This window comes from Mesorhizobium sp. M0968 (assembly GCF_040319065.1).
Classification (GTDB): domain Bacteria; phylum Pseudomonadota; class Alphaproteobacteria; order Rhizobiales; family Rhizobiaceae; genus Mesorhizobium.
In genome coordinates this window covers 67910-79909 of the sequence record NZ_JAMYNL010000011.1, presented here as the reverse complement: position 1 = coordinate 79909, position 12000 = coordinate 67910, and the positions used below count along the sequence as shown (strand labels likewise).

At 63.3% G+C, this 12000-nt stretch carries 6 protein-coding genes; all 6 read right to left on the bottom strand.

Going from position 1 to position 12000, the window contains the following annotated elements:
* Positions 1–46: 46 nt before the first annotated feature.
* The 6 genes from NKH67_RS20060 to NKH67_RS20035 are packed head-to-tail and all read right to left on the bottom strand — an operon-like array spanning position 47 to position 11863.
* Positions 47–2164, bottom strand: coding sequence for an RICIN domain-containing protein (locus NKH67_RS20060; RefSeq protein WP_353031707.1), 2118 nt, complete (start codon positions 2162–2164; stop codon positions 47–49).
* 19 nt (positions 2165–2183) lie between these two features.
* Positions 2184–4229, bottom strand: a complete 2046-nt coding sequence (locus NKH67_RS20055) for a hypothetical protein (protein WP_352612577.1) — start codon at positions 4227–4229, stop codon at positions 2184–2186.
* Entirely contained in the window at positions 4226–5566 is a 1341-nt protein-coding gene (locus NKH67_RS20050) for a hypothetical protein (protein ID WP_353031705.1), read from the bottom strand. Before NKH67_RS20050 ends, NKH67_RS20055 begins: the two co-directional genes overlap by 4 nt.
* Complete coding sequence (locus tag NKH67_RS20045; RefSeq protein ID WP_353031703.1) at positions 5563–9411, bottom strand: coiled-coil domain-containing protein; 3849 nt, start codon at positions 9409–9411, stop codon at positions 5563–5565. The genes NKH67_RS20050 and NKH67_RS20045 overlap by 4 nt, the downstream gene beginning before the upstream one ends.
* Complete coding sequence (locus NKH67_RS20040; protein WP_352502899.1) at positions 9408–10736, bottom strand: hypothetical protein; 1329 nt, start codon at positions 10734–10736, stop codon at positions 9408–9410. Before NKH67_RS20040 ends, NKH67_RS20045 begins: the two co-directional genes overlap by 4 nt.
* Positions 10733–11863, bottom strand: a complete 1131-nt coding sequence (locus tag NKH67_RS20035; protein WP_352502898.1) for a hypothetical protein — start codon at positions 11861–11863, stop codon at positions 10733–10735. Before NKH67_RS20035 ends, NKH67_RS20040 begins: the two co-directional genes overlap by 4 nt.
* Between the last annotated feature and the right edge of the window lie 137 nt (positions 11864–12000).

Here is a 12000-nt window from a genome sequence, read left to right as displayed (position 1 = left end):
CTCAGGCTGATCGATGCGGCTCAATCAGCCCGAACCAATGGCAGCGCTACATCTCGTCCGCGGTCTTGATGGTCCAAAAGCTCGACGGCTCGCGATCGCAAGTGAACTGAAGGGCTGGGATGTTGTTCAAGTTGCTAACCCCGCCGGCAATGATCAGGCACTTGCCTGTCTGGACGTTTTCCGCCTGAACTCCGTCGCGCGTCTCGACAAGGTTCCAACGACGCGAAGGATCGCTGTCACAGTTGAACTGCAAGGCCGGGATGTTGTCTTCGGTACTGACTCCGCCGGCAATCGTCAGGCACTTGCTTGTCCGGACGTTGGCCACCTGGAAGCCATCGCCCGTCTCGACCAGCCTCCAGCGCTGCCATTGACTGCCGTCGCAGTCGAATTGCACCGTCGGTGCATTGTTGTCGGTTCGTCCTTCCGCGACCGAAAGGCACCTTTCGGTTTGCCGGTTCACCAGCAACACTTCCGGGTCGGCCGCCCGGATGCTCCAGAACCGCGACGGATCGCGGTCGCAGTTGAATTGGAGGGCAGGGACGTTGTCATCGGTGCTCACCCCGCCGGCAATGGTCAGGCATTTGCTCGTCTGCATGTTTTCAGCCTGGAAGCCGTCGCCGGTTGCGGTCAGCTTCCAGCGCCGCGACGGATCTCGGTCGCAGTCGAATTGAAGGGCCGGGATGTTGTTGTCGGTGCTGACACCGCCGGCAATCGTCAGGCATTTTCCGGTCCGCACGTTCTGTAACTGAAAACCGTCATTCGTCTCGACCAGCTTCCAGCGGCGCCACTGGTCGCCGTCGCAGTTGAACTGTACGGCCGGCGCGTTGTTGTCGAGGCGCCCCTCGGAAACTGCCAGGCATTTGCCGGTCTGCATGTTTGCCAGCACCACGTCTCCCTCCTTGATCGCCGTGATGCAGGCTTCGAAAATTTTCCCGGTGGCCGCGGTCGATTGCTCCGGTCGACTGATGCAGACCGGATTGCCGTCCAGCGAAGGCTTGAATGGCAGGATGGCGCTGACGGACTGCACCGTGGCCAGACGGTTCGCGCGCAGGTTAAGAGAGGTGAGTTCGGTAAGGCCCATCAAGGCGCGCGCATCCGTGACGCGGTTTTTCGACAGGTCGAGCGCCGTGAGCTCTTGCAGAAACCGCAACGGCGACACGTCGGCGATCTTGTTGCTGGCCAGAACCAGTCGCGTCAGCGCCCGCGCCGAGGCGAGCGGCCGCAGGTCGGCGATCTGGTTGGAACTGAGGTCGGCGTCGGCCAAATCCTTCATCACGCCAGTCACGTTGATGCTGCTGATCCTGTTTCGCGACAGATCGAGAAAGGTAAGCTTGGTCAGCTTTTCCAGATCGCGCGTGTCGGCTATTTCATTGCCGGACAAGGTCAGGCGCGTCAGATGGGTAAGTGTCGCCAGCGGCTCGAGATTTGTCAGCCGTCGCCCGGCAAGGTCGAGCGTCGTGCTCGACGCGAGAAAGTCCTGCGCGCTTGCGCACGCCGCCGGATTGCCCAACGCGGAGGCACCGCCGGGTGTCAGCTCGAGCAGCTCCTCGACCGTCGTCTGCTGGGCAGGATCAAGGTCGTTCTTGATGCACCAACTGGCAAAGGTCGTCGGCCGTCCGACAAGCGGCGGGCCCGCCAGGCATGCGATGGTATGGACCTTTCCGGCAAAGAAAGGGGTAGGGTCGGCCTCGATCGCCTGATTGAGCTTGAGCTTTAACCCTTCGACCAACGGCGCGCAGCCGGGAATGTAGATTTGGTCGGAAAAGGATGTTGACCCGAAATCGGTCGGGAACTGCAGGTAGTAGACGAGCCCGCTGCCGCTATCATGCGCAAAGACCTTGATCGGGTAGTGCTCGTCGGATGGGCACAACAGCGGATTGGCGGCTGGGTCGGCCGCGATGACCGCATTGTCGACGGCGCTCAGCATTTGCGACGGGACGGTTACTAAGCCCAGTCCGCGGATCACTGCTTCCTCGTCCGCCTGAACACTGCAGCGAATGCGGTAGCCGCGTCCTTCGGAGATGAGCAGGGGATAGTGCAAGCGAGTGGCGTTCAGCGTCGGGTCCTCCAACAGAACGAGCTTCGGTTCCTCGGCTCGGGCCCGACCGGCGCCGATCACCGCAAGCAGCGCCAGCAGGAGCAGCGATCGGGCTATGCGGGTCATCTGGTTTCTCCTTTCCGCTCTATTCGACCAGGCTGAAGCGGCCTGGCCCGCAGGCCCGGCTGGTATTGTCGTGTGCAATGTCGTTGCCCGGCAGCAGGAAACTGGCGCTGGAGGCGCTGTCGGCGAAACTGACCGCGCAGCGGAAGCCGGACACCGTCGAGGTGGTGAAATTCGCCGACGAACCGCGCTCGAGCTGGATGGCGGAGCCGACCGTAAGGCCAGCGGCCATGGGCGCGAGCCCGTCCGAGCGACCCGCCACGACCGCGCCGCGCAGAACTAGCGGATTAGCGGCGGCGATGTCGGTGAAGGCCATCCGCATCAGGCTGTCGGAGGTGAGCACCGCGCCGAAGCGTGCGCGCACAATGCTGGAGCGGGCAGGCGCTTGGGCCGAGATCAGCAGCCGTGCCCGAACGCCTTGGATCGCCAGCATGTCTGCTTCGACCCTGAGCCCGCGCGCATAAAGGTCCGCCAGGCACAGCGACGCGCCCCGCGCGATCGGCGACAGTCCGTCCGCCACGGTGCCGATAGTCACATCGTCGAGCGCGACCGCGCCATTCTGCGCGATCACGGCGACGACCTCGTCGGTCGTTTGAGCGGCTGCCCGCGCCAGATCGATCCGCTCGAGTTCGAGCCGCGGCAATCCATCGGCGACGATGATCACGCCTGTGGCTGACAGGATGCATGACGACGTGCCGGCAGGCACTCGGTTGGCGGTGCCGACGAGCCGCGTGCGGGCAACGCCGGGGGCCGGCGCCATGTGCACGGTCTTGAACGGCAATCCCTTCAGGATTAGCGTCTGCGGCATCTGGACCGATGCGGGCAGTTCGAGCCTGAGATTCGCCCGCCCGGCGCAATCGCCCTCGGCAGAGAATTGCGCCAGCGTCAGCGTGCCGCCATCATTGATGCGGCGAAGGCACGTATCGCCGGCCGAACCCCGACAGTCGAACCCGGTACCCGGCGCCGGAGCGGCTGTCAGCGCGCGATCCGTCTCGCCCATCCAGTCGCCAATGCCGGGGGCGGAGAGGCCGAGCGCCAACGTCAGACGCGGGCAACCCGTAAATGACAGGCTTCGCCCCTCCGCGAAGATCCAATCCAGCCGCGCATTGCCGAGGGAGTCAAGCGAGGTGATGGACAGGCCGGCTGACAGCGGCGTCAGGCCGAGGTCGATACCCGGCTGCGCGAAGGTCGAGTGCTCGCGCTGATAGCCATCGCAATTCGACAGACACAGGTCGACGAAGGGCGCCGAACGAAGCGCCGCCACCGCGTCGGCGCCGAGCAGGGTTACGGCCTCGGCCTCAGCGATGCCGAAGAATGATCGCAGCTTCTTCTCCGCCGCTTCCGCTCCGGCTGCATCGGCAATGATGTCGCGCGTCGCCTTGCCGTCAAGGCGCACAATCGGCAGGTAGGAGGGCTGCGCACCTTCGCCCGGCGGCGCGTAGCGCACGACATAGATCGTGTCGCCAATGCTTTCGGCGCTGAGGAAGGTTTCAAACCGGTGCAGACTCCAGCGCGCCGCACTCGCCACCGCTACATTCGATGTGCCGCCAAGATCGGCGCGCCCGCAATCGAACACGAAGGGTGTCCCGACATCGGGCGGCGCGACGAAGCCCTGCAGTACGCCAGGGAGTTGCAACCGCTCGCGGATGGCGAGCGCTGCCTTGATCTCCGCGCAGGCGGCGGGGACGGCGAAATAACCGCTGCCCGAGACGGCGGGGAGATAGTAGTTGCCCGATGCCTCGACATCGGCCCAGATGGCGGTCGTCGCCGGCCAGTCGATATCGAAGGCCGTGCCGGGGCATGGCAAGCGCGGCTGCGCGCCGAAGCCGTTTTCGGTCTGAAGCTTGGCGAACGTTGCCTCCGAGACGATAGCGGTGTCAGGCAGGTGCAGCAGCCGCTTCGCCTGGCCGGCGCTGGCGCAGCCGGCAAGCTCCACCGCCTTGCCGTCGAAAAGCGCGACATAGACGTCCTTGTTCTGATCGGTGACGAAAGCGTCAAGCTGCGGCTCGGCGGGGGCCACCGAAGTGCTGGCGAGAAACAGGGTGAGCAATGCGGCCGCCTGTCTCATCTCAGTTCGCTCAGGCAGCTTGCCGCACGGGTGGGCTCCATATTGACTTCGGTCATCAACGGATCGAGGCCGGCCGACTGGCACAGCTCCTTGACCGAGATCGAGTGCGGCCCCTGGAAATCGACCTTGAGAGTTCCATTGCTCATCTGCCCGTTCTGGCCGATGCACAGCGGATTGTTGGCGAGCGCCGGCCGACGGCAGGTGCGGATGACGTCGGCCATTGCCCGGCGGTTGGTCAGTTCGCAGAAGTAGATGCGGCAAAGCGCGGCGACTGCGGCGCGGTTCTCGGCGTCGGCATTGATGATTCGCTTGATGTCGGTGATCAGGCCGCTCGCCTTGGCTGCGAATGCTAGGCCTTCGACGCGAGTTTTCTCGCCCGCGATCTCGCCCGACCGTTCGGTGATCTTCGGCATCAGGTTGATGTTTTCCGAGGTTATGAACAGGCCGCCTTTCCAGCGGTCGAACTCGTCGAGGATCGAGGTCGCCCTCAGGATCGCTTGGCGGTAGGCGTTGTAGATCGGCCCCATCTTGGTGTCGCGCGCCGCCTCGTAAACCTGGTTTAGCGCAGCGTATTCCTTGTTCACCGCGTCGGCGCCCGCCTTGATACCGTCGATGCCGGCGCGCGAACTCTGCACCAGACCCTCGGCACGCTTCAGCTTGCGGGAAAACATCGCCGTAATCGGGCTCTCGACGCTGGCGAAGTAGTTTTCGATCACCTTCCCGGCCGCTCCGTCGGCGAAAGCATTTATCTCGGTGTCAGACAGATTGGAGATCAGGCCGCACTGGGCGTCGAAATCGGCGCTCAATGGCCCGGCCTGGCAGGCGCTCATCTCCGCCAGTCTCTGATCGAGCGTCCGGTTCGAAGCGAGCCCGTCGGCATACTCGAACAGCGCATGGTTCCATTCGATTGCATTCAAGTCAGCCTGGCTGTGCCGCCGGTCGCGGCAGAACAGCGTCTGCTCCATCCGGCTCTGGTTCCCCGAAGCGCGGTAGGCGTCGAGGTGACGCGTCGCCTCGGCGCAGGTCGCCAGACCTGAAATCAGCCCGGCAAGCTGCTGGTGGACGGGCGGCAGTCCGCGTGTCTGCGCCTCCCGCATTAGATTGGCGGCGCGTTGGCTGTCTTCGGGACTGCGGGCCGGGCGGTGGAAGACGCAGAGGCCTTGCTCGAAGGTTTTCAGCGTGCCGTCCGGAATGGCCGGCCCCTCGCAGTTTGGAGCGTCGAGAACACGCGATTCGATGCTATAGCCGGCAAGATTGTCGACGAAGAGGTCGCGCGCGGCCGCTCCCGTCGCGCCAAGCGCCATGCCGAGCGCCGCTGTGGCGATGGTCGCTCTCATGGCGCGCTCGCGAAGATGAAATAGAGGGTGAACACAGCGCCGTCGAAGGGGCAGTCGCTCGGCTGCAGCGACAGCCGGTATGAGCCGATCAGCGGCGCGCCGAGATAGGGCAGGATCAGGCTGGTGTCGTTCGACGGTCCGGGTGCGCGGGGGAACTTGCGCGCCTGGTAGCGATCCTGAACCCAATAGCGGATGATCCGGCTGATCTCGTCGCCGCTGTCGGCTTGGTTGAAAAAGGTCTGCAAGGCGACCCGCTCCGGCCCGACCGAAATGTCGGCGCGGACCTCGTTCGACCCCTTGGTCAGCGGCTTGAACACGAAGCCGCTGCCGCGGTGTTGCAAGGCGAAGCGGTTCCACTGCGCGCCAGTGCACTGGTAGTCGGTGCCGACGAAGACATCGATCAGTGTCAGATTCTTGCGGTCGCGGAATTTGTTGGGCGCCCATAGCGCGAAATAGCCGTTCGCTTTCATCAGCCCGTCGGTCGATGCGAAGGGCGAAACCTCGAACTCGACATTCTCGTCGAGCGCCAGCTTGCGGGCGAAACCGGAATTGGCGGGCACTACGATCTGGGCGACATCGATATTGATCTGCCGCTCGTCGAAAAAGCGCTTGGCGACAATGTCGTCGATCATTGCCTGCAGCTGGGTTGCGTTGCGCACATAGACCTCGGGCACAGTCGCGGCGTCGCCGGTGAAGGCCTGCACCACTTCAAAGCGCCGGCGCATCAGGTGCATCAGTCGGTTGGCGGTCTCAAGCACGCGCCGCTTGGTCACCAGATATTCGGGAATGCCCTTCATCAGGTCGGCTACGGTGTCCTGGGTCGCGATGAACAGATTCTTGCCCGTCGCCGGATCGTCGATTTGGGTAACGAGCTTGGTCATGTCTTCTTGCTGCTTTGTCACCTCCGCCTGAATATTGCCCTGGAACTTCAGGATGCTGTCCTGGAGCGCGCGGCTCTTGAGACCGAGATCCTTGGCCTGGTTCAGGCCCGCGACGAGTTCCTCGGTGTTGCCGCGCGACTGCGTGATGCGCTGCTCGACGAAGGCGAGTTCGGCATCGTTCAGTGCCAGCATCTTGTCCCTCTGCCTGTCGCGTAGTTCGTTGATCAGGTTGGTCGAGGCATTTGATTTCTCGGCGAGGCCGGTAACGGTCGTCTGCGCAGCGCGAACGCGCTCGATGCGGCCGTTGGTTGCCGCGACCAGTTCGGCAACACGTGCATTGTCCTCGTTGAGCTGAGCTTCCGACAAGGACAGCTTGTCGAGTTCGAGATTGAGGATCGCGATCTCATTGGTCAGCCGGTCGATCGTGCGCTGCTGGTCGGTGATCTGGAAACTGAGCATGTCGTTTTCGCGCGCCTGAAGATCGAGTCCGGCAAGTATTCGTTCATGGTCGGACGTGAGCCGCGCCACCTGTTCGTCGATGCCGAGATCCTGGCTCTGGCAGTCGACCGCCGCCATCGAGCCCTGCAGTGTCAGCTCCTTGATCTCTTCGGCCCCTTGCGCCAGCCGGCCGGCGAGTTGGAAATGCGTGTCGATCAGCGCCCGGGCCTTGAGCGCCTTGTCGAGGTCGAGTTCCTCATTCGCTTGGCGCAGCTGCGTGATCCGCTGCTGCAGGCCGTTGATCTGGTTGATGTTCTCCTGCGTCACCCGCCCGGTCGCGATGATCGTCGACAAGATCGACTGTGCCGCTTCGAGCGACGCCTTGACGACCTTGGAGGTGTCGATCTTGGTCGCCGCGCCGCTGGCGAGCCCGCAGGCGCAGACGTTGACCTCGGGTATCGCCGCGGAGATCGCGTAGGCGGCCTGGATGGCGGTGAGCGTGATCTGCGCGGCCTGCGTCGTGCCGTTGAACGCAGCGAACCAGGCGATCACTTCGGTCAACTGGCCGTCGACCTGGTCGCGGGCTTCCTCAAGGTCCGCCTTTTTCTTGGCATAGGCGTCACGCTCGGCTTCATAGAGCTTCTTGGCGAAGTCGGTTTCCGTCTGTGTGAACGAGCCGCAACTGACGTTCGCCAGTTCCTGCGGCAGCGAGACGTTCGACGTGATCATCTGCTGGTCGGACATCAGCGGCTCGACGTCGGCGAAATCGGCGTCACCGATGACGCACTTCATCAGGAAAGCCCTGGCCTGGGTCTGTGTGGCCAAGAGCTGAGCCCTGAGGCCCGACTGTCCATCAGGGCCGCACATCTGGGCGACATACTGGTTGCGCGTGAAGGCCGGCGTCACTGTCTGGCACGGCTGTTCGCCCGCAAGCAGCGGGGTGAATGGATGGGCCGGCGCCTCTCCGATCAGGGCGAGCTGGTTCTCGATGCCGCAAAGCTGTTCGCGGTCGACGGCCCGGCGGCGCTGATAGAGATCGGTCTGGCGCAGTTGCAGTTCGGTGATTGCGTCGTTGGCGCGGGCGATCGCACCCTGGTTGTTGGTGATCTGGGTTTGGAGGATCTGCCGCTGGCGAACCGCCTGTTCGAGCTGGTTGGCGTTGCGCTCGGTCTGGCGGGCATATTCGGTGATCTGGCTCTCGAGCGAGGAAATCTGCAGATCGAGGTTCATCTGAGTCATTTCCCAATTCAGCAGCCAGCGCAGTTCGTTGCGCCGCTCGACTTCGGCCTCCTTGGAGAGGACGATGAGATCGAGTTCCTGCCTGTCATTGATCTGACGGCGCTGGTTCTCGAACTCGGCGATCTTGGTGCCGAGCTCGATCTCCAGCGACCTGATCTGCTGGCGATAGCCGAACGTGTCCTTCTCGGCGTCGACCGCGTTGATCTCTTGCTGGACGGTGGTGGCGAAGGTCTGCGCCTCGTGCTCCAGCTTGCCGATTTTGTGGGCGATCAGGTTGACTTCCTGGCTGCGGATCGTCCGCTCCTCATCGATCGCGCGGGTCGCTTGGCCTTCCTTGTTCGCGTACCACCGCTCAACCAGCGCCTCGACATTGCGCTCGACCTCGGTCAGTCGCTGTTCGCTTTCGGCCAGGGCCTGCTGCAGTTCTTCGAACGGGATCGTGGTGAACTGCATGGGGTCGATGTTGAGGAACAGGAAACCCTTGTGCACGCTGTCCATGCGGGCATCGAGGTCGCTGTGCTGCAGCAGCAGGTCGGCGCGCAAGTCGTCGTAGGTGGACTCGCCCGGAATATCCATCTGCGTCTCGACCAGCACCCACATTGCGGCCTCGTAATTGGTGTAGGCCTTGGAGAGGTTGGGTTGGCTGTCGAGGCCGGCGCCTCCGACAGCGCCCAACGTATCGTAGACCAGGAAGTCGAGCGCCTTGACGCGCGCCTCCGAGAGGGTCTGGTACCAGACGTCGCCGGTGTTCATAAGCAACTGGATCTTCAGCGAGGACAGCGCCGTCAACTGCCGCACGAAGCTGCGGTAACTCGCATCCGCTCCCGCCGCGGCTCCCTGGTCGTTGCCTTGTTGCCGCGCGAGAATGCGAAGACCCCTGTCGACGATCTCGATGCCTTGCCGGCCGAATTCCTGCGCCGCCTGCGGCGAAACCGGCGTATCGTTTCGGCTGACACCGCTCGCCGACGACAGGAAGGGCATGTCGGCCGCGAGGAACAGGCGGTAGCGCCCGAGTTGCAGATGGCAGTCGAAATCGCACACGATCGCCAGCCGTCCGGTCGCCTCGTCGCCGCAGGTCGTCAGGAACTGTTCGAGTTCGGTGGCGACTTCACCCATATATTTTACGTCGGCGCGGAAATTAGCGATCTTCAGCAGGGTCGTCAGCTCGCCGGCATGGCTGGCCGCCGCGTCGACGTCGAGCGCCATGCAGTCCTGCGCGCGCGCCATTCCCGCAGCGCCGAAGACGACGCCGGCAACCAGTCCGCAAAGCAGGAAAAACCGTCTCATGGCTGCCCCGTCGTCAGAAGAACCTCGGAAATCTGGCGCACGTGCCGGGCAAGTTCGGCCATCTGCGCCTTGGAAAGCGAAGGATTCTGGAACCGCCCGACCACCGCCCGGGCATGATTGATGCAGTCTTCGTAGGGCCCATTGATCTTCGCAGTCAGCGCGCCGGTGTCCAGCGTGAGGTCGAGCGTCGAATACGCGCCGGCCAGTCCTGCGCAGGAAGAAAGCTCTGACGTGATCGTCGGATCGTCGACGACATGCGCGAGGCCGGACAGAGCCGTCATCACCCCTTCGATTTGTCCGACGATCTGTGCCATCCTTGCCTTACCGTCCTCGAACTCCTTCAGCGAATCCGGCTGGTTGAGGCTGGAGAGATCGACGGCCTGCAGCGTGGCGATCGTCTCGGCTGCTTTCAGCTGGTCCTCCTTGACAAGCACCATGTTGGCCTGAGCGTTGCCGAGTACTCGCTCCAACTCCATCACCTCGGCCGACTTGATCGTCACGTCCATCTCGTTGACCAGCGACTGATATTGGGTCGAAGCGGCGTTCATCAGGTTGAGCGTGTCGTCGACCTTCGTCCTGACCGCCTTGACGATCTGTTCGCGCACCCGCGTCTCGATGAGGCCGGTCGTCTCGGCCCGCCCACGCACTGGCTTGGCCGAACAGACCAGCTTTGCCAGCGCGTCCGAGCCGAGCCGTGCACGCACCGCCCCAACGATCGGGAATAGCGGGCGCCAGGCAGCAGGCAGCGCATCCGCGCTTGCGCCCGACAAAGGTCCAGCATCGATCTCGTTCATACGCGTCAGATGCCGGCATTTCTCCTGCAAGTCGGCCCCGGAAAAGTAAAGCCGCCCGGTGATCAGGTAAGCCTCGATCGCGGCTGCGTATTGTCGCCCGACGAGGGCGGCGAGTTCTTCAGCGTTATCGGTCGAGACCGGGGCGAAGAAGCGGTAGCGGCTGAGATAGATCTCCGCCCAGGCGAGGCGGCGCATCAGCACCGAGGCGTCGTCGGCCGAAAGCGGGATGACCGGAAAGCCGACGCTGCGGCTGCCGCCCGAGGGGGCAGATGCCTCGCCGATCACCTCGCCGGCGAAGGGCAGGCCGAAATTGGGCTGCGTCGCCTCGTGACTCGGTTCGACGGCGACGGGGCCGGGGGCGAGCAAGCTGAACCGGGTCGTTTCGGGCGTCGCGTTCGAGAGCGTGGCGTTCCAGAAGCCGTCAAGTTTTTCCGATGTGTAAGCGCGCTCCAGAATCGATGCGCCGCCGGCTTCGCTGGCCAACACGCAACTGACGATGACGGATAACGCGATGTCTCGGAAGCTTGTCATCGGCAGTACCACACCCTGTCGGCTGCGCCTGCCTGGGCGCAGATGCCGGTCGCAGCGCCGTGCGCCTTCCAGTCCGCCTTAATCTTGGTGAGATCATTGAATGCGCCCTGTGCCGCGTTGTCGGCATGAACCTCGGCATCCAGTCGCCAGAAGGGCTTTGCCGGATCTGTCGGGAGCAGCACCCCGATCATATTGATGTGGAAGGCGGAGACTTTGAGAAAGTCCTCAGCGCTAGCGACGGTCTTGCGATTAAGATTGGCGTATTGCTCAGGCGTTACGTTGCCGAGCGCCCGCTTGAACTCTTCCTCCGAAACTTCGACGGAGCGCAGCATCTGCGTCGTCTTCGCTGCCAACCCGTCGAGGATTGAGGTGTTGGCGACCAGCGTCGCGCCCGCACCGCTCACCGGTCCGAAGATCTCCGCGAAAATGGCGCGGATCGCCTTCAAGTGCGTGTCGGCCGACTTAATCTCGACGCGGCGCAGCGCGATGCCCGTTTCGAGGTCTGACGCCCGACTGACGAAGCCACTCAGCGCGCCTTGCAGCGTTTCGAACGAGGAACGGGCTTCCGGCGGCGGCTGCAGGAACACCGAGCGCGCATAGCGTACGGCCTCACTGCGGGCGATGTCCTCGACGGCGGCGCGTGTGAGTGCCGATTCCGGGCAACCGGTTACGCTGCCGAGGTCGGTCAGCATCTGCGCGGCATGATAGATTTGATCCATCTGTCGCACCGTGCCGAAGGAGCCGCTGGTGGTGAACTCGGTCTCGACGCCGGACAGATAGTCGGTCAGGTATTCGCGCGCGAACTTCACCATCTCGCACTGCACGCCGGCGGCACGTTCGCGAATGTGGCGGCCGTAGAATGAGGCGCCGACGAAGTATTTCTGGTCGGGCGTCGGTTCGAACCGCTCGACGAAGAGCGACTGGATAACGGTATCGTATTCACCGCACGCATAGGTGCGTTCAAGGCATGCGGGGTCGGTCTGCAGGTCGCACTGCGATAGCGCGGGGCCGCAGATTTGCTGGGCTGCAGCGGGGTCAATTCCTTCGCCGTGCACAAGAAACGCCGCGACGATGATCGCTCGATTGAAGATGTACCTCTTCAACATAACGACCAAAGGAAAATGCACAAAAGCCTCCCCCACCGTCGAAACGGCGGCCTCATTGCTCTTTACTGGCAATATGCTAGCAGGCTACTTTTGGTATTTGTTCGCTACAGCGGAAATTGGCCGCCGAAGGCGTGGCCAATTCAAATTCAGCTTCGCTT

Excerpts from the sequence above, each read along its gene's own strand:
- NKH67_RS20060 (WP_353031707.1), bottom strand. The coding sequence starts at position 2,164 with ATGACCCGCATAGCCCGATCGCTGCTCCTGCTGGCGCTGCTTGCGGTG.
- NKH67_RS20055 (WP_352612577.1), bottom strand. The coding sequence starts at position 4,229 with ATGAGACAGGCGGCCGCATTGCTCACCCTGTTTCTCGCCAGCACTTCG.
- NKH67_RS20050 (WP_353031705.1), bottom strand. The coding sequence starts at position 5,566 with ATGAGAGCGACCATCGCCACAGCGGCGCTCGGCATGGCGCTTGGCGCG.
- NKH67_RS20045 (WP_353031703.1), bottom strand. The coding sequence starts at position 9,411 with ATGAGACGGTTTTTCCTGCTTTGCGGACTGGTTGCCGGCGTCGTCTTC.
- NKH67_RS20040 (WP_352502899.1), bottom strand. The coding sequence starts at position 10,736 with ATGACAAGCTTCCGAGACATCGCGTTATCCGTCATCGTCAGTTGCGTG.